Source organism: uncultured Lacinutrix sp., assembly GCF_947500325.1.
In the GTDB taxonomy this organism is placed as follows: domain Bacteria; phylum Bacteroidota; class Bacteroidia; order Flavobacteriales; family Flavobacteriaceae; genus Lacinutrix.
The window spans coordinates 1-23,360 of the sequence record NZ_CANMRQ010000032.1 but is presented as its reverse complement, the minus strand read 5'-3'; the positions used below and the strand labels follow the sequence as shown (position 1 = coordinate 23,360).

Genomic DNA, 23,360 nt, shown 5'->3' with positions numbered 1-23,360 from the left:
CAATCGACAAGGTTAGAAACTAATTTAGTGTAAACACATAAGCTTTAACTTGTGTAAACTATGTATCTTAACGAACATTCATGAAAAAGATATTCACAGGAATTACGTTTATTCTACTTTTGACGCAATGTTCAAAAGAAAACATAGAATTACAATTAACCTAACTGAATAAAAATTAATCCGAATTGATATTTAAATCTTTAAAATACCAAAAATACGCTGACAAAATTTGTAAAAAACTTACAGATTTTCAAGAAAATTTCAGGAACGAATATGACATTGACAATTATGCAAATTGGTTTTACAATCAGTCAAGCGAAACGCTAAGACTTTACTCAGACGATAAAGACATTTATTTCAAATACATTCCAGTTGGAACATTTTCACAAAACACAAATACTTGGATGTGGTCTTGGGCGAACGAAGATTCTGTTGAACCGAAAAAATTTAGAACTTTAAAAGTTAAAGAATTCGGAAAAAAAAAGAACTATAGCAATTTAATTAACGCCCACTTTGACGGAGATAAATACACAGGTTGGGAATTGACTTCTATTGCATTTGATATAATTGGTGGAATTGGAACTTATCGAGTGATTTCTGACCATTTAGAAAAATACTTTCTATTAACTGAACAGATAACAAAAAGAGAAGCTGAAAAAATTGAGAGTGACCTAATTGAATGTAGTATTCATGGAAAAATAAGAAAGGCCTTTATTTGTCAACACCTAAATGCAGAAACAAAAGTTGGATTTGAAGAAGCTTTCGATAGCTATCGTGGGATGGAATTAGATGAAGAAAATGACTTTCAAGCTTGGTGTGCGGAATGCGAAAAAGAGCGACTTAAAACAGACGGCTGGAATGACGAATCTATGGAATTTGCCAAAATCAAGTTAGTCTGCGAAAGATGCTATTTTGAAATTAAGGAATTGAATCAAACTGGATAAAAAAACTAAGCTCTTTTCTGATAACACTCTGCTGCAATCTGATTTGACTCTCACTCTACTCCTTTTCTGATCTTACTAGAACATATAATTTCTGACTTTACTCAGAATCTTATAAACTGATATAATACGCAATCGGATTTACTATCCTTATCTTTCTCTAAAAATAAAAGCCTATACACAACAAAATGTATAAATAATTGCTATTTTAGACCTAAATCAAGGCTAGTTTCTTTTTGATTGCTGCTGATTTCCCTACGGAAAATCCTCGCTTGCAAAAACGCAACTATCCATACACAAACCGTTAGGGGCCATTAACAAATAAAATCAATATATATAGTTTTAATACGACTTTATGTTACAAATCATCGATTTAAATTCAAATTTCTCAAAAGTAAAACTAAGTAATATATCACATGATTTAAGAATTGTGAAAAGATCTATTGACATGTTTTATATTCAAAATCCAAATATTTTATAAACACTGATAGTTAAATACATGGAAATTACACCAAAAAAAGGCTTTAAAGGTTTAATTGAAAATTGGCAAAGTGATTTAATTGCAGCGGTGAGTGTATCACTCATTGCTCTACCGCTTTCATTAGGTATTGCTTTGGCAGCAGGTGCACCTGCAATGTCGGGTATCATCTCAGCAATTGTTGGCGGTGTTGTAACAACTCTTTATCGAGGTGGCCATATATCAGTCAACGGACCTGCCAAAGGAGTTATTGCAGTTATACTTTTGGGTATTACATTGATGGATGATGGTTCTGGGCAAGCATTTAATTATGTATTGGCAGCAGTTGTCGTTTCAGGTGCAATTCAAGTATTATTGGGATTATTGAAATTAGGTAGATTAGCAGATATATTCCATTCTTCCGTAATTCACGGTATTTTGGCAGCCATTGGAATTATCATCTTTGCTAAACAAATCCATGTTGCCTTAGGCACGCATTCAGATAGTCCAAGTATTATACAAAACCTTATTGATGCAGTGCTACAACTACCTCAAGCGAATCCTTTTGTAGTGATTATTGCTTTGGTAGGCTTACTTTTATTATTGTTTCATTCCAAAATTAGTAATCGGTTTTTCCATATTTTGCCTACGCCAATGTGGGTAGTCGCCCTTTCTATTCCCTTTGTTTATTTTTTCAATTTCTTTGACCAACATACGCTTTCATTCTTTGGAAAAGCATACGAGGTAGGACCTAATCTACTGTTGGATATTCCAGATAATATTATGGATTCAATAATGCATCCAAATTTTAGTAAAATTAATACCATTGAATTCTGGACAACCGTAGTATCTATTTTAATCATAACAAGTATTGAATCATTAGCCATTGCAAAAGCAGTTGACAAAATTGACCCATATAAACGAAAGACGGATTTAAATAAGGATTTGACAGGCATTGGATTGAGTACGATGGCAGCTGGTATGATTGGAGGTTTGCCAATTATTGCTGTGATTATTCGAAGTACAGTCAATATTCATAATGGTGCGAAGACAAAGTGGTCCAACATGTATCAAGGACTTTTGTTGTTACTGTTTATTATGTTATTGAGCCCAATAATGAGGCAAGTACCACTATGTGCTTTTGCTATTTTACTCGTTTACACCGGATTTAAGTTAGCTTCTCCTGCCGTTTTTAAACAAATTTATAATCAAGGAATCGAGCAATTAATATTTTTTGTTGGCACCATGGTTTTAACGCTTTACACCAATTTATTAATTGGTTTACTCGGTGGGTTATTATTGGCGCTGGTCATTCACATGTTATTGGCAAGGGTATCCATCACTCGATTTTTTAAAATGGTTTATAAGTCGCGTACAAAATTAATGAAACGATCAGATGGCAGTTTCTATTTAAAGATTAGAGGTATTGCGAATTTTTTAGGTATTATAAAAATCGATAAACTACTGGCTCAAATTCCTTCTGGAGCAGATGTTAATATTGATTTATCAGAAACAAGATTGGTAGGCATTACCTATATGGACTACCTAGTGGAATACCTAAACATACAAAGGGCTACAGGCGGCAAGGTATTTATATCAGGATTGGATTCTCATGTTTCATCCACGACCTATAATAAGGCTTTAAAAATTAGTTTCGCTGGTTCTGGTGCTAAACTATCGCAAAGGCAAAAACGATTACGAAATTTAGCAACTGAGAAAAATTATCAATACGCAAGTCAAGTTGATTGGAATACAGGTTATTTAAAGAAGTTCCACTTTTTTGAAATTAGACCTATTGAACGCAAATACAATTGTCTCAAGGGAACCTTTAAAGATTTGAATGTGTCTTGGGAAATTGCAGATGTAACATTCAATGAAGGCCAGGCTTTTACAGCTGAGACATTTAATACCACTCTAATAGTCTTAAAATTGAATAAAAAAATTCCCGTTTTCACTATGGAAAAAGAAGCTGTATTAGAAAAAATATTTGACAGGGTGATGGCATTTACGGGCTATAAGGACATTGATTTTGAGATGTATCCTGATTTTTCTAAAAAATTCTTGCTTATGGGGAATAATGAATCTGAGATTAGGTCATTTTTTACAGATGAAATCATTCGCTTTTTCGAAAGTCATCAGATTTATCATATAGAAAGTAATGGTGAAGCACTAGTTATTTTTGATAAAATCAAATTGGCGAGGACAGATGAAACCATTGCATTTATAGATTATAGTAAAGAATTAGCCAAACTCATAGAAATAATGCATTAAGATATAGAAATAGAATACAAAATTAAAAACAGGAAGAACACTATTTGGAAATTATTGAAAAGGATTTAGTGTAAGCTCAATAAAATATGGCTGTGGATGGGATGATTAAAAGCTGGAAATAAAAACAGCGCCTAAAAACGTGTATAGTTAATTGCTAAGTTGGTTAAGACAAGGATTTCTCCTACAAATTACTATCGAGTCTATCGGAATCATATGTGAGGAAGCCTCATTCCTTCTAACGCTGTTTTTACCTACCTCCTGTCGTCGGCTGGTTCAGCAAAAGCTTAAACTGGTCGCAAGGCTAAAAACGCAACTAACCATACACAAACCGTTGTACGTAATATGAGTAAAACCTTGATAATAGTATTATCCATTATTTCTTTTATCATTATACTTGCTATAATTGGAGCAAAGCGACGTGAAACGAAACTAAGAGCATTAATTGACAGTAGAGAACCTTTAGCGAAGGAAGATTATGTAAAACATTTCATTAAAAAAGGATTTACAAAAAAACATATAGAAGTGCTACATGATAAATTAAATGAGTTTATCGGATTAGAAGGTTACTCAGTCTATCCTGACGATGACCTTCGAGAATTATATGGATTTGAAGATTTAGACGATATTGAATTCATAAATCAGATTATCATTGAATTAAACCTTAGACAACTTAATGATGCTGATTATAACGAAACTGAAAGATATGTTAAGTTGTTTAATGCTGAGTATATTCTAACTCTAATAAAAAAAGTAAATGAATAAATATTACGTACAACAACGTGTGTAATTAATTATTAGTTCACTGCCGACTTACGAAAATTCCGCTGGAATTTCCTATCTGTGATTTGTTTGCTAAATTAGTTGCTTAAACACGCAACTAACCATACACAAAAACGTTAGCAGCAAGCTAAAAAAACGAATGAAAAACAAAATACTGATTTTACTACTGATTTTATCATCTTTAATTTGCTTCAGTCAGAAACAAAATGAGAATCTTCTCTATGTTGTAGATTCAATTCCGATTATTGAAGAACCAAAAGAAGGATTCGGAACATTAACAGAAAAAGAAATTGACAGAGTTGAAGTACTTAAAAACAAAGAAGCTATTGAGAAAACTGGATACAAGGACTTGGACGGAATTATATATGTCTTTACAAAAGAATATACCAAAAGACCAGATAGTATAAAAGCAATTCCGACAACCAAATTGATGACCAAGAAAAATGGAACGTGGTATTTAAAAGATAGTTCAACACCATATTCGGGTAGATTTATTGATTATTACCTGACTGGAAAAAAACAAGGGGAAGGAGCTCTATTCAACGGAAAACTAAAAGGTAAACGCCTAATGTACCATATTAACGGAAACGTATCAGACGAAATTGAATACGAAAACGGACTTTCCAATGGAATGGAAAAACGATTTTACCAAGATGGAACTTCAATGCAAAAAGGCAACTTCAAAAACGGAAAAGAAATTGGACTCTGGGAAATGTACCATCCAAATGGGCAATTAAAACAACGAACAAATTTTGTAAATGGAAAAATGGACGGAGAATCTGTTTCCTATTATTCGACTGGAGAATTGAAAGGAAAAAACGTTTACAAAAACGGAATTTACCAGAAAGATAAAGTCAATGATAAAATATATAATTACTATAAACAAGCCCAAAATTTATACAAACAAGGAAATTTTAAATCTGCTATAAAAAAATATACGAAATGTATTGAACTACAAGAAAATTGGGCAGACGGATATTTTGCACGTGGAACAGCAAAAATGAACAATTTTGAGTTTAAAGATGCAATTAAAGATTTTGACAAAGCAATAGAAGTAGAACCTTATTTTACAAATGCTTATTCAAATAGAGCATTCGCAATTATAAGAAAATACGAACTTGGGAATAGTAGGACTTTGTCAAAGTCTAAAGATGTTCAAATAATTGCTTCAAAAAAAACTGAGATTCCAGAATTGGAATTGACTAAAATCTGTATGGACTTAAAAAAGGCTGTTTCGCTTGGAGACAATAATTGGATGGTTTTGGAAGCTTTGGAAAAACATTGTAAAGAATAAAAGCCAATTGTCAACAATGTGTATAATTTATTGCCAACTATAGTCTTTCTTCCTGTTATTTATTCGCTAAATTAGTTGCTGAAACACGTAACAAAATCATACACAAACACGTTAAACGAAATTCTAAAAATCATTTTTAAATATAGTTTTATTTTATAAACTACACATTAACATCCCAATTTACAGAATCTACCCATGCGTTTAAACTTTGTGGTTCAACCCCCAATAAATATTGAGTTTTCTTAAAATCTTTAGTCGTTAATGTCTCTTTATTATTATCGACATATCTATACAAATTAGAAATTTCTTTAGCCGCTAATGCTCCGAAAGCAGGTGCTAGTTGTTGCTCAAAATCATTAGGTGTCATAGCTACAAAACTAACAGGCCTTTTAATTTTAGTAGCAATGGCTTCTGCTATAGCTTCACCTGTAAATAGGTTACCACCAATAGGCAATGTTTGACCAGTAAGTTCTGGTTTACTTACAGCAGCTACTACATATTTAGCTAAATCAAAATGACTTATCCATGGAAACTTTGTATGAGACGCTACAGGATAAGGCAGTATATTATTGTTTAATATAACTGGAATAGACCAAGGTGCTGCAAGGTTATCTATATAGATATCTGGAGATAATGTGATTACATTTAAACCAGAAGCATCAAATAGTTTTTTAATGTCTAATTTTAAATTAAAAGCCAACATATTCGTTTCTTCTTCTACTAGATGAAACCCTACATTATAAATAATTAAAGCAACATTTTGTGCTTTGGCTGCTGCTATAAAATTAGCTGTATATGTTTTTGCTAATGCTATATCAAAAATTAACGGAAAGCTATAAACTGCTACATCTACAGTTTTTAAAGCATCGTTTAATGCCTTGTTATTATCTAAACCACCTTCAAATACGTTTACTCCTGCCATTACTGAAACACCTTCGTTAAGAGAACGTTTTAAAGTGTTTACTGTATGCTTTTTAGCTAATAATTGCCCTGCAATATTACCACCTTGAAACCCTGAGGCATTAGATACGAAAACTTTCATTTTTTATACTTTTAGTGTTTAACTAAGGCAAATCTAATACCTTTACTTACTAAAAAAAAGTACTTACTAAAAAGTTAGGTACACACAAAAAAGTTAGTTTTACTGTAAATCAATTATTTAAAATGAGTGAAATAATAAAAATAAATTCTAAATGCCCTGTAAATGTTGCTTTAAAAATTATTGGAGGCAAATGGAGGTTGCTTATTATTTTTCAAATGAAGGATGAGAAAAAGCGGTTTGGCGAATTAAAACGTTTAATTCCAGATATAAGTGAAAAAATGCTAATACAAGAATTAAAAAAGCTTGCTCAAACTGGTATTGTACATAGAAAAGCCTATAAAGAAATCCCTCCAAAAGTAGAGTATTCTTTAACCGAAGAAGGCAAAAAGATATTACCTATAATAGATCAAATTAGTGAATTTGGTTCTGGAATATTAAATAACAGTAATCATTAAAACCTCTAATAAATAAAAAATGAAACTTTTAAAATATACAGTATACTCACTTCTATTAATTACAGTATTATCTTGTAAACAAAAAGCAAATATTAAAACGAATACTGTTGAAGACACTGTTTCTGATATTAAAATTCAAAATCAAGAGGACTTAAAACAAAAGGATTTAGACATTAAACCTGCTATTATAGAGCATTACATTTGTTATACAAACAACGATAAAAAAGACATGAGAATTTGGATTAGTTTTTCGAAAGAAAAAGCTATTCAAATAAAATACAATGGACAACAAGACGCTATTGATTTAATATTTGATAAGGAAACGTATATTAAAGGTGGCTCTCACCCAACGATTATTAAATACTACAACGAAATATATAATGATAAAGTAAATGGCATCTATAAATTAACGCATTCTGGAAATTGGGACTATGTGGAATATACAAGAGGTAAAGACTCTAAAATTTTCAATTTCACCATAGACCATAACGCTAATCCTTACGGAAAAACACCTTGCTTTTAATAACTAATTAATAGCAATAACTCAAAACTGCTTTGTTAAAACAAAGCGGTTTTTTTGTTTTAAAATATACTCACACATAAAATCCAATAAAGCTAGTTTGTACGTATAAAGGATAGTATTCTTAAAAAGAAATTAACTAATCCTCCCAAAATTCATACTTATGAATCGTTTAATCAAACTAACAACCCTATTCTCTCTAGTATTAATACTCTTTACATCTCAACTTAATCATGCTCAAATAAACGATCGCGTTGTTTTAGGATATTTTCCATCTTGGTCTGAAAATTGGACCTCAGCAAATCAAAATTCTAAACTAAGAGAAATCCCGAATTTTGTAAACTACGTGTTTCTTTCGTTTGCAAAACCAAACTTAACATATACTGCTGGATCTTACGATATTTCTCAAACTGGTATTCAAGTGCCTTACGATGGTTGTACTTTAAAAGAAAGTATTGGTGCTCTAAAAAATAAAGGCATACATGTTATTCTCTCTGTTGGAGGAGAAACCTATTGGGCAACAAGTGATGCTTATAATATAGAGTATCAACAAATAAAAGATTTAGTAGACGACATGGGTTTTGCTGGAATAGATTGGGATTTTGAACCTAATGGCTCTTTTGCAAATATTGGTAGCGCAGTAAATGTTCAACATTTTATAGACTTCTTCAATAATTCTAGAGCAATTATGCCTAGAAGTGAAGGTTATATTTTAGCCTGTGCACCTAGTGGTGTAGGCGCTTTAGGAGGCGCAACAAATAATGATACAAACTCCCCTTTTGCTTATGCCAATAGAAATTCTCTAACAGGCGAAGACGACACTAATCTGTTTAATAGTACAGCACAAACCAATGGTATTAATTTATTTGGTTTTTCTGCCACTGGGCATATGATTCCTGTTATAGAAAGTGTAGGAGATAAAATTGATTTAATAGCCTTTCAAGGTTATAATGCTGGTGGTAGTACTAATCGTTCTATAATGTATGATGCTTTTGCCTATTATGCTGAACAATATAACTTTACTATAGCCGCAGGTGTTCACTTTCCAAATGAACCTTGGGGACCATATTATGAGTATACTCATCAAAATGTTGCAGCTTTAGCAAATCATATTGAAGAACACACCTATAGAAATGATGATAACGATGGTATCATGATTTGGCAATTATTATTAGAAGACACTAATAGATCTGCTTATTCTTACCTCAATATATCTAGCGCTGTTTTAAACGGCGCAACAGAAGCGACTGCCATACAAAACGCTAATAGTTTTTCATTATCTCCATATTCTGGTGGTGTTACTGATGGATGTAACCCAACCAGTGGTACTATTTTTTGTAGCGTAGGAGAATATAATGCTACAAATAGCTATCCAACCGCAAATACACAAGTGTATTATGATTGTAAAATATGGGAGAATCAATGGTATGCAAATCCTAATGAAATCCCTGGAGTTAACAGCGTATGGCTATTTGTTTCAGATTGTAATGAAGGAACAGGTTGCGGTTCGCTTTCTGTTATAGAAAACACTTTAAATTCTATAAAATTACATCCAAATCCTTCTAGTGATTATATAAAGATCTCAAACTTAAAAATTGAAAAGGATTATAAAATTTATAATCTATCGGGGCAATTACTTTTTAGTGGAATGGTAAAAGAAAACGAAAGAATAGATATTAGAAACCTAAATAAAGGTATTTACTTTATTCAATTAGAAAAGAATACACTAAAATTCATAAAAGAATAATACTTGCTTGACTTTAAAAACAAAATGTTTAAACCCTTTTAATATAAGATAGAACATCACTTCTACCATTATAATATCTACTATAAAACCACTTTGAGAGTTCAAGGTGGTTTTTTTATAAAATAATAATTTACATTTTATTTGTATACATTTTAATAAAATGTATATTTGTACTATGTATAGTAAAGAATTAACCAAAGGCACATTACAACCAATAATTTTAAAGCTACTAAGTGAGTATGATAAAATGTATGGTTACGAGATTACCCAAAAGGTAAAAGAAATAACCAAAGGAAAAATAGATATTTCTGAAGGTGCATTATACCCCATTTTACATAAACTGGAGCACAATAACGTATTAGAGACAGAGAAAGTTTATATAGGTAAACGTGTTAGAAAATATTATACAGTTACCAAATCTGGAAAAAAAGTAATTAATGAAAAAACCAATGAGATTAACGATTTTATTGAAACGCTATCGTTAATATTTAATCCTAAACCAAGTTTAAAATGAAACTTACAGAACAAAATATAGCTTATATCACTAAGAATTTAGAACTGTATGGTTTAAAAAATCAAAATCTAAAAGAAGATATTTTAGATCATATTTGTACGCATATAGAAAACACCAAAGACGATAATTTTAATCGTGCTTATGAAACTGCAATACAACAATTTGGTGGTTACTTAAATATCAATCAAATACAAAGGGAAACGCACTCTCAGTTATATTATAAATCGGCTAAAAATCGTTATAAAATACTATTTATAATAGGCTTTTTAAATTCAATATTAATTGCAACAGGAAGTCTATTTAAAATTATGCATTGGCCAGATGCTGGTAAAATACTAGTACTAGCGTTTGCTTTTTTTATACTTATAACATTACCGCTTTTATTTTACTCTAAATACAAAGACAAATCTCTTAAATATCAATCTTAATACGAACATTAAAATCAACAAAAAATGAAAAAATCAGTTTATTTACTAGGCTTTATGACCTTCTTTACACTAGGTATAGGTACAATGTTTGAATTCTATCATTGGCCATTTTCAGGTAAAGTATTGGCTATAGGATTTCTATTATTCAATTTTGGCTTTTTACCAACATTATTCTATAAGTTATATAAAGCTGAAAAAATACTTAAGTAATTATAAACAGAAAACATGGCAAGCTCCTTTAGTTTAAAAGAAGATAATATGATTTTAACTATTGAGTAATCAACTCATATATTCATAAATACTAAAAGCTATTTTTATTCTTTAAATATGTATCTTTCTTAAGTAAAATTAAAACCACCTAAAAAAGGTGGTTTTTTGTTTTTGTTGAGGCTAAAAAATGAACGAACTTTGTTTCTCCTTTATTATATCAAATTCTAACAGGCAATTTAAATGAAAAAATAAGAATGTCTTTTAATTATATCTAAATAAGTTCCTATGCTCTTACTAATATAACTTATTGAAATCAGAAAAAAATAACTAACTTGTTCGCTCTAAAAATTCAAGTTAGTACCATGATAAAAAAGCATAGCCTATTTCAATTATTTTCATTCTTACTTTTAATTTCTACAACCAGTTTTGCTCAACAAGAAACAGTACCTGTTTTTGAAAATGGAGAAGCCCAAATTGTTGAAGGTTTTAAAGATCATAATGAATGGATTAGACATGATCTATGGGTAGACACTCCTTTTAATACAGATGGAGATGATAAAGTAGACAGAATGCATGTATCGGTTACTAGACCTAAACAAACAGATACAGAAGGCTTAAAACTACCTGTCATTTATGTGACTAGTCCGTACTTTGCCGGTGTAGCTCCAGATGTACCAGGTGTAATGTGGAATGTAGAACATGAACTAGGAGCACCTGCAAAAGAAGAACGTGTACACCCAGAAGTAACACGTTTAGGACAACGTCCTATAATATCAAACTCTCATCTCATGAAATGGGTCCCTCGCGGTTATATTGTAGTACACTCATCGTCTCCAGGTACAGGATTATCTCAAGGTGCACCTACTGTTGGTGGAGAGAATGAAACATTAGCTCCTAAAGCAGTAATCGATTGGTTAAATGGTCGTGCTAAAGGTTACACTACTCCAGACGGCAACGAAGAAGTTAAAGCTACGTGGACTACAGGAAAAGTAGGCATGACAGGAACATCTTATAATGGTACCTTACCTCTTGCAGCTGCAACAACTGGTGTAGAAGGTTTAGAAGCTATTATTCCTATCGCTCCAAATACATCTTACTATCATTACTACAGATCTAATGGTTTAGTGCGTTCTCCTGGCGGTTATTTAGGAGAAGATATTGATGTATTATACGATTTTATACATAGTGGAGATGAAAGTAAGCGCCCATATAATAACAAAACTATACGAGATATAGAAATGAAAAATGGTATGGATCGTTTAACTGGAGATTACAATGATTTTTGGGCAGGACGTGATTATCTAAATCATATGAAAAATATGAAAGCAGCATTATTAATGTCTCATGGTTTTAATGATTGGAATGTAATGCCAGAACATAGTTACCGTATATACGAACAAGCAAAAAAACAAGGCATACCTACACAAATTTTCTACCATCAAAATGGTCATGGTGGTCCACCACCTTTAACTATGATGAATCGTTGGTTTACGCGTTATCTACATGGCATTGAAAATGGTGTAGAAAATGATGCAAAAGCTTGGATTGTTAGAGAGAATGACAAAAGAGACAATCCTACTAGCTATAAAGATTATCCAAATCCAGATGCCAAAATGGTAACCCTTTATTTAAATAAAGGTGGCAATACGATAGGAGCTTTAAGTCCTTCACAAAAAAAACGTCAAGGTAAAGAAACTTTAATTGACGATTTTAATATTTCTGGTAAAGACCATGCTATGACTAGCAATTCTAAAAACCGTTTATTATATGCTACACCTAAACTAACTAAAGATCTTCATATATCTGGAGAATCTACCATTACTATTAGTGTTGCTAGTAGTAAAGCTGCAGCAAACTTATCGGTATGGTTAGTATCATTACCTTGGGAAGAGAACACTAAACCCATAACTAATAATATTATTACTCGTGGTTGGGCAGATCCTCAAAATTATAAATCTATGACTGAAAGTGAGCCTTTAAAAACTGGTAAGTTTTATGATGTAACATTTAAGTTACAGCCAGATGATCAAATTATTAGAGCTGGACAACAAATAGGGTTAATAATTTTCTCTAGCGATAAAGAATTTACATTACATCCAAAACCAGGAACAGAGCTAACGGTAGATTTAAACAAAACCTCACTTACATTACCTATTGTAGGTGGTAAAACTGCTTATAAAATGGCTACCGAATAATTCTAGTAAGGCATTAAATACTTATATTCTTAATTGATAAATGAGAAATCACTATAATTCTAGGCGATTTAAAGAATGGTTAGATAAACTACAACAGGAAAGTTGGCAATTAGAACTTATTATTTCTGGTTTTGCTATTTATGGTTTATTCCAAGCTTTAGAACCATTAATAGAGCTTTTTAAAACAGTAGAAAACCAAAATAATATTGTAGTGACAATGTTTTCGGTAGCAGCATTATTCTCTTGCTCCATTTTAATATTTTCTCTTGTTTTGCATGTAATACTTAGAGGTTTATGGATTGGTGCTTTAGGATTGCGCTATGTTTCTGGAGACATTGAATACAAAAAACTAAATTACAGCCCAAAATTTGATAAACACTTAAGAAAACGTATTGGCTCTTTCGATAAATATATTTCGAAATTAGAAGATTATTGTAGTATTATTTTCGCGCTATCCTTTTTACTTATATTTTATGTCTTTTCAATTTTTTTAACTGTTGGAGCTATTGCTAGTATTGCTTATTTAACATTAAGTGGCATTAGTGATGGGAATGAAATAAAACCCAAAAGAGTTATTGGAATATTGTTATTAGTATTTCTCTCTTTCGGAATGATATTTACATTTATAGACTTTGTAACACAAGGCTATCTAAAAAAGAAAAAATGGCTCTCTTTTATTTACTTCCCTTTTTATTGGGTCTTTAGTTTTATCACATTATCTTTTTTATATAGACCATTAGTTTATAATTTTCTAGATAATAAATTAGGCAAACGTATTAGCTATGTTTTAATTCCAATCTATTTCATTATTACTACATTAATTACTTTTAGATATAATCGTTCTAATTACCTTTCTATCAATAGAGATTCTGATATAATATATGCAGATAAAAGAAATTACAATAATTTGCTTACCGAAAAAGGTGAATTTATAAATGATGTCTCTATTCCATCAAAAATTATTGAAACACCATACCTTAATATATTTATAGAATATACAGAACGTATAGAAGATGATATTTTTAGACATAATAAAAGTTTAAAACCAACAAAAGATAAAAGAGGGCTCATTAGTACCATGTTTAATAAAAATACAATATCACGCTCAAAAAGAGATAGTTTAAGAAAAGTATATTTAAACAATTTTAAAGAAATTCATATTATTAAAATTGATTCTATTGAATATAGTACATTAGATTTTGTTTACACACAAAACGATAAAAGACAAGAAGGTTTTGAAACCTTTGCTAACATAAAATCACTACAACCAGGTAAACACCTATTACATGTTTCTAGATTAAGAAAAGTAAAAGAAAATTCTGTTAGAACGATTAATATAGCAACTATACCTTTTTGGTATTACCCAAATTAACTTAGTATTTATAATATAACTAATTGGTAGTTGTGTTTCACTCACCGAAAGGTAGCGTTTACTAATTACGCCTTTTAAATTATTTAATTGATGTATAGGTTTGATGTATAACAACATTAAAACACTTATACCATGAAAAATCAATTTAACTTAAACATTAAAACACCTTGCAGTGAAAACTTTAGTCAGTTTTCTCAAACTCCAAATGGTGGTTTCTGCAGTTCATGCGAAAAAGAAGTCATTGACTTTACAAAAATGAATGCCAATGAAATAATTACTTATTTTAATACAAAAACGAACAAAAATACTTGTGGGAAATTTAATTCTCACCAACTTAAAACCTACAGACAACCGCAACAAAGAAAAAGACTTAATATTTTAAGTGGTATTGGTTTAGCTTGTTTATCATTATTTTCAATAAATACTTCACAGGCACAAGACATAAAAAATCAAGCCAAAACAACAGGAGAAAACTCTGAGATAAAAGCTTCAGCATTCGAAAATAATATTACAGTAAAAGGGCTAATATTAGATGAAGATGGTTTAGCATTACCTGGCGCCAATATTCTTTTAGAAGGAACAGCAATTGCAACTCAAACCAATTTTGATGGCGAGTTTGAATTTCCAAAAAAACTCAAAAAAGGAGATATTATTGTTATAAGTTTTGTTGGTTACCAATCTAAAAAAATAACTATTGAAAATGAAAAATCAGTATCAGAGATTGAATTAAAAATAGACATGACAATGGATTCTTGTATACTTATGGGAAAAGTTGCCGTAAAAGAAGTTTACAAATCTAAAAGAAAGAAATAAGATATAACTTTTATGAAAAAGACTTTCCTTTTATTTTCAATTTTCATTTTTGGTATATCCAATGCGCAAGTATCAGATTTTAATACTGTAGATTTTACTATTGCAGATAATACTGCAAAACTTAATGAGGGTAATAGTTTAGAAAATCTACCATTACTTGCGCATAAACTAACTAATAAGCTACCTACTAAAGTTGAGAAATTTAGAGCCATTTACACTTGGGTGTGCCATAATATAAAAGGAGATATTAATCAACATAATAAAGTTTATAGAAAAAGAAAAAAGTTTAAAAATGATAGTATAGCCTATATTAAATGGAACAATGAGTACAAAAAAATCGCTTTTAAAAAGTTATTAAAACATAAAAAAACTATGTGTACCGGTTATGCTTATTTAATAAAAGAGTTATGTTTTCTAGCAAATATTGAATGTAAAATTATAGATGGTTATGGAAGAACTGTGACTTCTAATGTTGAAACTCTTGAAATGACTAATCATTCTTGGAATGTAGTAAAACTAAATAACAAATGGTATTTATGTGATGCCACTTGGTCCAGTGGTTATATGGATAGTAATAATGACTTTATAAAAGATTATAACGAAGGTTATTTTTTAACAGATCCCGTATTATTTGCAAAAAATCATTTTCCAATAGATAAAAAATGGTTTCTTAATAATACACTTATAAATAAAAAATTTGAACCTTCACCAATAGTATATAATGAAACTTTTAAACATAAAGTAATACCTGTTAATCCAAAAAAATTAAATATTACTAAAACAAAAAATGAAATAGTAAATTTTAGTTTTAAAACACTTAAAAAAATTGCTAAAGATGAAATTACTCTCGTTCATTTTTCTGGAAATAATGAACGTCGTTTTAACATTTATAATCTTGAAAATAAAAACGGTTCAATACAGTTTAAATACAAATTTCAACACTATGGTTATTATGATGTACATTTAAAAGTAAAGAATGATATAGTTGCAACCTACTCTATAGAAGTGACCAAAAACTAAATCAAAAATCTAATTTTTTCACATTCATTTTTTATAAATTTTAATGATTGATAAAAGGCTACCTTTGCAATAAATATTTTTGCATGTCATTTAAAGATCTAAAACTTAATAAACCATTATTACGAGCTGTTGCCGAAAAGGGTTACGATAATCCAACTTTAATTCAAGAACGTACAATACCATTAATTTTAGATAAACAAGATGTTATTGCTTCTGCACAAACAGGTACAGGAAAAACAGCGGCATTTGCTTTACCAATTTTACAATTATTATTTGACAAACAAGACGCTTCTAAAAAAGGTAAAAAAATTCGTGCATTAATTGTAAGTCCAACCCGTGAATTGGCAATTCAAATTCAAGATAATTTTAAAACCTATTCTACATATACTAATTTAAGATCTACTGTTATTTTTGGAGGTGCATCTATAGAACCGCAAAAAGATGTTTTACGTAAAGGAGTCGATATTTTAATAGCTACACCAGGACGATTATTAGACTTACACAAACAAGACGAAATAAATTTAGATTATATAAAAACCCTTGTTCTTGATGAAGCCGATTTAATGTTAGATATGGGTTTTATTGATGATGTAAGAAAAATTGAACGCTTGTGTCCAGAAAGTAAACAAATACTATTGTTTTCTGCAACAATGCCATATAAAGTTCAAGATCTAGCTAAAACTATTTTAAAAGATCCAAAGCAAGTACAAGTAGCGCAGCAATCTTCAACTTCTAAGAATGTTGGCCAAGCCTTATATTATGTTCCGAAACCGAAGAAAATAGAATTGTGTTTACACTTGCTTCGAAATACAATTAAAGGTCGTATTATCATCTTTAGAAGAACAAAATACGGTGTAGATAAATTAGAAAAGACATTGTTGAAAAACAATTATAAAGTAGATAGTATTCACGGTGATAAAAGTCAAAATTTACGTCAAGAGGCTTTAAACAATTTCAAAAAAAAGACTGTTAATATTTTAATTGCTACAGATGTTGCTGCTCGAGGTATAGATATAGATAATGTAGATGCTGTTATTAATTTCGATATGCCAAATGTACCAGAAACTTATGTGCATCGTATTGGACGTACTGCTCGTGCTGGAAATACAGGTACTGCGTATTCGTTTTGTTCTGCAGATGAAAAAGCATATATAAAAACAATACAGCAACTTATTAATTTACAATTAGACATTGTAGAAGATCATCCATATCCTTTAGATCCAAAAGCAAAACCACCAATTCATAAAAAGAAAGGTTCTAAATATAAAAAAGGGCGTAAGAGTGAAGCTTCTAAAAAGAAAAAGAAACGTTGGTATTAGTGTAACATTTTCCAACTAAAAGAGACTTATAGTGTGAATAAATAAACTAAAGCTATGCAACATATTTTGAGTTTAAAAAAGCCTTATTTAGGTGTTTTAGTATCTTTTCTATTACTCTTTAGTTTATTTTTTATTGCAAAACACAATACTATTCAGTTTAATTCTTCAGCGTTTGTTTCTGCTATAACATTGGATTTTGCAGTGACAATTCCATTAATTTATTTGTTTCTTACCAGACAAAGTAACATTCCAAAAACAACAGTTGTTCCTTTATTTATTTTAGGCTTAGTATTAGCTAGTTATTGTCTTCCTCAAGAACAACAATCGCTTTTAAATAGTATAAAAAAATGGGGCATTCCAATAGTAGAAATTTCTGTTTTTACATTTATAATCATTAAGGTTAGAAACCTAATTATACAATTCAAGAAAAGCAAAGAACAATCGCAAGATTTCTTTGATGCATTAAAAATAGCTTCTAAACAATTATTACCATCTACTGCTGCAAATTTATTTGCAATGGAAATTGCTGTTTTTTATTACGGTATTTTTAAATGGAAATCACAAAAATTAAAACTAAATGAATTTTCTTATCATAAAAATAGTGGTACTCCAACATTGTTAGGCGCGCTTATATTTGTAATAGCTATAGAAACAGTTGCTATCCATTTACTAGTTGTAAATACTGCTCCAATTATCGCCTATATTTTATTAGCGTTAAGTATTTATTCTGCCTTTCAAATTTTAGGGTTTTTAAAATCGTTATTCTATAGACCAATACTTATTACTAAGCAAAGAATATATTTAAAATATGGTATTTTATCTGAAACCTCTATTAATACTAACAACATAGAAAATGTTGACTATTTCACGAAAGATATTGATAAAGAGAAAAATACAACACTAATTAAATTATCTCCTCTAGGAAGTTTAGAAGGCCATAATATTATCATTCATTTAAAAAAAGAGCAAACATTAAATGGTTTATATGGTTCCAAAAAGCAATTTCAATCTATTGTATTACATCTTGATGACAAAACATCTTTTAAACAAGAAATTGAATCACTTATAACGCAAGATTAATCAAATAGAATTTCCATTAAAAAATAACTTGGGATATTAAATACTTTCCCCCAATCTTCAGGATCGTATTTACTTCCTGCAACATCACAGTATTTTTTCCATCCTGTCTTTTTATCTAAATAAGGTAAAAAATACCCCATAATATATATTGGTTTGTTACTCTCTATTTTAAGGCTATTACTTTTTACAAAATCATGGAGCGCATAGTTATCTTTACTTGCCTTTATATCATACCGTTTTGTAGTTGAAAAACGATTAAACTGCGATTCCATTTTTACCACATTATTCAATTCTGTTTTTACATAAAATTTAAATTGAAATACAGTAGAATCTATTGGAGTTAAATAACTATCTGCTTTGCTACTAATAATAGTATCTGTTTTTGCTAGTATACCATTGGTAAATTCTTTTACTAATAATCTATAGTTTTTACCTTTTAATTCTTCTCCCGTAAATTTTAAATCTATAACCTCTATATCTTGAAAACGCAACAAGTCATGTACTTCTTTATTATTGGAGCCATATTTAGTTTTTAACTGTATCTCTTTTTGTTGTGCACTAACATTAACGTAACTTATAAAGACTAAAGCTAAAATTGCAAATAATCTCATGATATTTAGTTTTTATTAGGTGTAAATGTATCGCTGTAAGTGTATATAATACCGTGAATAATATCAAAATTTATGTGACCAGAAGAGGCTTCATTTGCTTTACTTTTACGCTCCATCATATTAAACTTCTCCCCTTTTCTATTAGGTTGCATCTCTATCTTATGTTTCCCAATATAATTTATAGTATTATGCCCATAAGCACGCATACTATAATTTGTTTCTGGGCTAAAATGATGAATTTTAGAATATTCAGAAAACATATCAAAACGTTCAAAATTATTGGAGAAATTATATATCCAATACTCACTATTAAAGTCGGTTAATTTTACTCCTTTTTGGATTTCTCCAATTTCTATTTTGGAAAACTCAGAATTTAAATCTATACCATTAACAACTCCTATCTTACCACTTTTTACATTATTTAAAGTGTAATCTCCACCAATAGCATACTCAGCTTTAAAAATAATATCGTCCACTTTTATTTTGTTATAGTGATTCATCATCTTTTTTGCACTAAAAACTCCTTTTTTAATATTTACATTTAACTCGTTAATAATATCTCCATTTAAATTTACAATAGCATTTTTCCCATTAATTACTAATTTTATATAAGGAGGTATTTTTACTATAAAAGTGCTTCTAAAAATCTTAACATTTCCTTTTCTAAAGTTTTTTATCTTACCATTCTTTTCTTTTATTTTAAACCTATCTCCAAAATACAAAAGCTCTTTTTTTAGAGGCTCTTTCGTTATCTCTTTTATTAAAGAGTCTTTAGTTTTTCTAATTATAGAATCCTTAGGTTTACTATTTTTAAAACCAACTAAACCACCTATATTCATAAATAGACTTCCATTACCTTTATAAACAGAAGTAGCATGTTCTCCTCTAAGCTTATTCGCGTTTAGTGTAATATTATTATTAAATACTGTTGCCCCAACATTAATTTTACTTAATTCTTTTTTCATTTCTTTAACCGAATATCTCTCGAATTCGAAATTGTAATTTATATGCACTTTACCATCTGTTGATGGTTCTATTGCTATTGAAGAATCATCACAATTAATTATCATTGTAGTAGACTTATCTGTATCAAAAATTTTACTAAACTTATTTTGTTTTTGCGCACTTACAGTCATTGATGTGATGAGCATCAATACTATAAGATTATATAGATGTTTCATAATTTTCGTTTTTTTGATTTAATAATTTGATGTGTTGCTGTATATCTTTTAGTAATTGCAAACGCGTTTTTAGATTCTCAATTAAATCTTCAATCACTAAAATATTATTGGTATCTGTTTTAAAAGAGGTAGAAATCAATTTATAATTCTCATCTAAATCTGCTAGTTTTTTTTCGTAACGACTTACTAGTTTCTTGTCATTTGTTAAGGCTAAAAAACTGTTCCATTCTTTATCAATTTCTATTAAATATTGTCTTTCAACAGTTTCAATTTGCTCTACTATTTGTGAGGTTTCTAGTCTAGACTCTGTATTAAACGCTTTATTAATAAAATAACTCAGCGAAGTAAATAATAGAATAGAAGCTGCTACTTTGTATACCATATATTGCTTTTTTGGTATTATTTTTTCAGCTTTATTTTCTTTTAATTTCTTTAAAAAATCTTCTCTATGGTGCTTTGGTAGTGTTTTACTTACCAAATCTTCTCCTTTAAAAAGTGCTCTAATATCTCGCTTCATTGTAGTAGTCTTTTAAATCGTTTTGTAATGCTAATCTTGCGCGTCGCAATTGTGTTCTCGATGTTTTTATTGGTATTTCTAATATTTGGGAAATTTCTTCATGATCAAAACCTTCAATTAAATACAAAGTGATAATCAATTTATATTGTGCTTTTAATTTAGAAACGGCCTTTAAAATTTTCTCTTTAGTAATACTAGTGTCAAATTGCCAATTGTCTTCATCTACTATTTCTAAATCGGTTTCTGTATATACGATCGTTTCAATTTTTCGTTGTCTCAAAAAATCTAGGCATTGATTTATAATAATGCGTTTTAACCAAGCTCCAAAACTATAATCTGAACTATATGTTTCTAATTTTGAAAATGCTTTTATAAATCCGTCTTGCATGGCATCTTTTGCATCTTCTTCATTTAAATAGCGACAAGCAATAGTATACATGGCATTACAATAACGATCATATAATTGCATTTTAGCGCTTTCACTACCTGCTATACTAGCTTTTATTATTGCATTATTAATTTGATGCATTGGTTTAGATTAGTGTTACATTATTAAAAACGTAATATTTTCTTAAGGGTTTCAAATTTGCTATATTTTTATTTATATAAAAATAGATTCGAGCTAAGCATTTCTTTTAATTAAGCATTAAAGCTGTACTTTAGTAAATTAAAATAAAACATTTAAAATGAAAAAATACATAGCTATTTTTAGCATCATTACTCTTTTTACTTCGTGTAAAAAAGACAAAACAGCAGAAACCAGTCCTAAAATAACTGTAGAAAAAAACATAGAATTTAGTAACATGCTAAATGATTTTTATGAAGAAGGATTAAAGCTAAACCCTTTAAGTGCTACTTCTGCAGGAGACAATAGATATAATAATAGTTTACCAAATACATTAAGTGATGAATTTGCAACTAAAGAAAAAGCATACTATAGTAGTTTTAAGACGAAAGCTGAATCATATAGTGATGAACAGCTAAATACATCACAACAATTAAGTCGTGATGTTTTAATATGGGATTGTGATATTAATTTAGAACGCTTTAACTTTCGTGAAGATTTAACTCCAATTAACCAAATGTGGACTAAACAACTAACTGTTGGTACTTTGGCTAGTGGAGCAAGCTCACAACCATTTAAAACAGTTGAAGATTATAATAATTGGTTACAACGTGTCGATCAATATTTAGAATGGCTAGCATCTGCTGAAGCAAAAATGAAAGAAGGAATACAGGCAAAACATGTCTTACCAAAAAGTTTAATTGCTAAAGTTGTACCGCAACTAAAAACAATTGCTGAAACTAAATTAGAAGATCATTTATTTTATACGCCAATCAAAAATTTACCTGAAGACTTTTCTGCTGAAGATAAAAAGCGTTTAATCGATGCTTATACTAATATGGTTAATACTAAAATAATACCTGCGTATACTTCTATTTATAATTTTATGAATGGAGAGTATATGAAAGCCGGAAGAGTTACTAGTGGTATTGACGATACACCAAATGGAAAATCGTATTACGATCATCAAATTAAACTATATACGACAACAGATATGACTGCCGACGAGATTCATAATCTTGGTTTAAAAGAAGTCGCTCGTATTCTAGCAGAAATGGAAAAAGTAAAAGAGCAAGTTGGTTATAAAGGTGATATTATTTCTTTTTTCGATTATGTAAGAAATAATAAAGAATTAATGCCTTATAAAACGCCAAAAGAGATTATTGACAATTTCAATAAAATTCATGAAACCATGAAACCTCAAATAGAAAGGCTTTTTGATGTAAAACCAAAAACAGGTTTCGAAGTAAGACAAACTGAGAAATTTAGAGAAGCATCTGCAAGTGCAGAATATAACCCAGGATCTTTAGATGGTACACGACCAGGCATATTTTATACACCAATACCAGATGCTACAAAATACAACGTTTTTAGTGATGAAGCATTGTTTTTACATGAAGCTATACCTGGACATCATTACCAAATTTCTTTACAACAAGAAGATATAGATTTACCAAAATTTAGAAAAACATTATGGTATAGTGCCTATGGAGAAGGTTGGGCTTTATATTCAGAATCTTTAGGAAAAGAATTAGGTTTATATACAGATCCATATCAATATTTTGGTATGTTAGGTATGGAAATGCATCGTGCTATTCGTTTAGTAGTAGATACTGGAATGCATACTAAAGGTTGGACAAGAGAACAAGCCATAAAATATTCTCTAGAACATGAAGCAGAAAGTGAGTCTAGTATTATTTCAGAAATTGAACGTTATATGGCTAATCCTGGGCAAGCATTATCTTATAAAATTGGACAATTAAAAATTAGAGAGTTACGAGCTAAAGCAGAAAAAGCATTAGGTGAAAAATTTAATATTGCCCAATTCCATAATCAAGTATTAGAGACAGGATGTGTACCTCTAGCTTTATTAGAAATAAAGATTAATAATTGGATTGAAGCCAACAAATAATAAAAAAAGCCTTCTTAATTAAGAAGGCTTTTTTTTATATTTTGTCCCGTCCTGAAATAAGTTGACAAAAAATCGACTTATTAATGAAAAGTAAAGAGAACAAAAGAGTTAAACGA

The 23,360-nt window shown here is 29.8% G+C and carries 22 protein-coding genes; 17 read left to right on the top strand and 5 right to left on the bottom strand.

Going from position 1 to position 23,360, the window contains the following annotated elements; translation table 11 throughout:
- Positions 1-185: 185 nt before the first annotated feature.
- The 4 genes from Q0997_RS19480 (at position 186) to Q0997_RS19465 (ending at position 5,743) form a co-directional block, all read left to right on the top strand.
- Positions 186-944 (top strand): DUF6882 domain-containing protein, encoded by a 759-nt coding sequence (locus tag Q0997_RS19480; RefSeq protein ID WP_367180228.1) that lies wholly within the window; start codon positions 186-188, stop codon positions 942-944.
- Positions 945-1,440: 496 nt separating this feature from the next.
- On the top strand, positions 1,441-3,669 hold the full coding sequence (locus Q0997_RS19475; protein ID WP_299892210.1) for a SulP family inorganic anion transporter: 2,229 nt from the start codon (positions 1,441-1,443) through the stop codon (positions 3,667-3,669).
- 342 nt (positions 3,670-4,011) lie between these two features.
- Entirely contained in the window at positions 4,012-4,431 is a 420-nt protein-coding gene (locus Q0997_RS19470; protein WP_299892208.1) for a hypothetical protein, read from the top strand.
- A 157-nt stretch (positions 4,432-4,588) separates the two neighbouring features.
- Positions 4,589-5,743 carry a tetratricopeptide repeat protein gene (locus tag Q0997_RS19465; protein WP_299892205.1) on the top strand — a complete coding sequence of 385 codons (1,155 nt, stop codon included), beginning with the start codon at positions 4,589-4,591 and terminating at the stop codon, positions 5,741-5,743.
- Between the two features lie 160 nt (positions 5,744-5,903).
- Here the strand turns inward: Q0997_RS19465 and Q0997_RS19460 are convergent, their stop codons facing one another.
- Entirely contained in the window at positions 5,904-6,785 is an 882-nt protein-coding gene (locus tag Q0997_RS19460; RefSeq protein ID WP_299892202.1) for an SDR family oxidoreductase, read from the bottom strand.
- 122 nt (positions 6,786-6,907) lie between these two features.
- Here Q0997_RS19460 and Q0997_RS19455 point away from each other — a divergent pair, with 122 nt between their 5' ends.
- From Q0997_RS19455 to Q0997_RS19400, 12 genes are all read left to right on the top strand, one after another.
- Positions 6,908-7,240, top strand: coding sequence for a helix-turn-helix domain-containing protein (locus Q0997_RS19455; protein WP_299892199.1), 333 nt, complete (start codon positions 6,908-6,910; stop codon positions 7,238-7,240).
- Positions 7,241-7,259: 19 nt separating this feature from the next.
- Positions 7,260-7,763 carry a hypothetical protein gene (locus Q0997_RS19450; RefSeq protein WP_299892197.1) on the top strand — a complete coding sequence of 168 codons (504 nt, stop codon included), beginning with the start codon at positions 7,260-7,262 and terminating at the stop codon, positions 7,761-7,763.
- Positions 7,764-7,923: 160 nt separating this feature from the next.
- Entirely contained in the window at positions 7,924-9,507 is a 1,584-nt protein-coding gene (locus tag Q0997_RS19445) for a T9SS type A sorting domain-containing protein (RefSeq protein ID WP_299892194.1), read from the top strand.
- Positions 9,508-9,682: 175 nt separating this feature from the next.
- The gene (locus tag Q0997_RS19440) at positions 9,683-10,021 is read left to right on the top strand and encodes a PadR family transcriptional regulator (protein WP_299892192.1); all 339 of its coding nucleotides are present in this window, start codon (positions 9,683-9,685) and stop codon (positions 10,019-10,021) included.
- Complete coding sequence (locus tag Q0997_RS19435; protein ID WP_299892190.1) at positions 10,018-10,449, top strand: hypothetical protein; 432 nt, start codon at positions 10,018-10,020, stop codon at positions 10,447-10,449. The genes Q0997_RS19440 and Q0997_RS19435 overlap by 4 nt, the downstream gene beginning before the upstream one ends.
- A gap of 24 nt (positions 10,450-10,473) precedes the next feature.
- The gene (locus Q0997_RS19430; protein WP_299892187.1) at positions 10,474-10,659 is read left to right on the top strand and encodes a hypothetical protein; all 186 of its coding nucleotides are present in this window, start codon (positions 10,474-10,476) and stop codon (positions 10,657-10,659) included.
- 362 nt (positions 10,660-11,021) lie between these two features.
- Positions 11,022-12,854: a Xaa-Pro dipeptidyl-peptidase gene (locus Q0997_RS19425; RefSeq protein ID WP_299892185.1), complete on the top strand. Its 1,833-nt coding sequence runs from the start codon at positions 11,022-11,024 to the stop codon at positions 12,852-12,854.
- Positions 12,855-12,894: 40 nt separating this feature from the next.
- A complete protein-coding gene (locus Q0997_RS19420; protein ID WP_299892182.1) occupies positions 12,895-14,226 on the top strand; it encodes a hypothetical protein in 1,332 nt (443 codons plus the stop codon).
- Positions 14,227-14,358: 132 nt separating this feature from the next.
- The gene (locus tag Q0997_RS19415) at positions 14,359-15,039 is read left to right on the top strand and encodes a carboxypeptidase-like regulatory domain-containing protein (RefSeq protein WP_299892179.1); all 681 of its coding nucleotides are present in this window, start codon (positions 14,359-14,361) and stop codon (positions 15,037-15,039) included.
- A gap of 12 nt (positions 15,040-15,051) precedes the next feature.
- A complete protein-coding gene (locus Q0997_RS19410; protein WP_299892176.1) occupies positions 15,052-16,059 on the top strand; it encodes a transglutaminase domain-containing protein in 1,008 nt (335 codons plus the stop codon).
- An 83-nt stretch (positions 16,060-16,142) separates the two neighbouring features.
- Positions 16,143-17,378: a DEAD/DEAH box helicase gene (locus Q0997_RS19405; RefSeq protein ID WP_299892173.1), complete on the top strand. Its 1,236-nt coding sequence runs from the start codon at positions 16,143-16,145 to the stop codon at positions 17,376-17,378.
- Positions 17,379-17,432: 54 nt separating this feature from the next.
- A complete protein-coding gene (locus Q0997_RS19400; RefSeq protein ID WP_299892170.1) occupies positions 17,433-18,458 on the top strand; it encodes a hypothetical protein in 1,026 nt (341 codons plus the stop codon).
- Here the strand turns inward: Q0997_RS19400 and Q0997_RS19395 are convergent.
- Genes Q0997_RS19395 through Q0997_RS19380 form a run of 4 tightly spaced genes read right to left on the bottom strand, consistent with a single transcriptional unit; the run spans position 18,455 to position 21,296 of the window.
- On the bottom strand, positions 18,455-19,069 hold the full coding sequence (locus Q0997_RS19395; protein ID WP_299892168.1) for a hypothetical protein: 615 nt from the start codon (positions 19,067-19,069) through the stop codon (positions 18,455-18,457). The two genes, Q0997_RS19400 and Q0997_RS19395, sit on opposite strands and share 4 nt — an antisense overlap.
- A gap of 5 nt (positions 19,070-19,074) precedes the next feature.
- A complete protein-coding gene (locus Q0997_RS19390) occupies positions 19,075-20,250 on the bottom strand; it encodes a hypothetical protein (protein WP_299892166.1) in 1,176 nt (391 codons plus the stop codon).
- Positions 20,234-20,767 (bottom strand): hypothetical protein, encoded by a 534-nt coding sequence (locus tag Q0997_RS19385; protein WP_299892163.1) that lies wholly within the window; start codon positions 20,765-20,767, stop codon positions 20,234-20,236. The genes Q0997_RS19390 and Q0997_RS19385 overlap by 17 nt, the downstream gene beginning before the upstream one ends.
- The gene (locus tag Q0997_RS19380; protein WP_299892160.1) at positions 20,751-21,296 is read right to left on the bottom strand and encodes an RNA polymerase sigma factor; all 546 of its coding nucleotides are present in this window, start codon (positions 21,294-21,296) and stop codon (positions 20,751-20,753) included. The genes Q0997_RS19385 and Q0997_RS19380 overlap by 17 nt, the downstream gene beginning before the upstream one ends.
- A 157-nt stretch (positions 21,297-21,453) precedes the next feature.
- Here Q0997_RS19380 and Q0997_RS19375 point away from each other — a divergent pair, with 157 nt between their 5' ends.
- Positions 21,454-23,244, top strand: coding sequence for a DUF885 family protein (locus Q0997_RS19375; protein WP_299892157.1), 1,791 nt, complete (start codon positions 21,454-21,456; stop codon positions 23,242-23,244).
- Positions 23,245-23,360 lie beyond the last annotated feature (116 nt).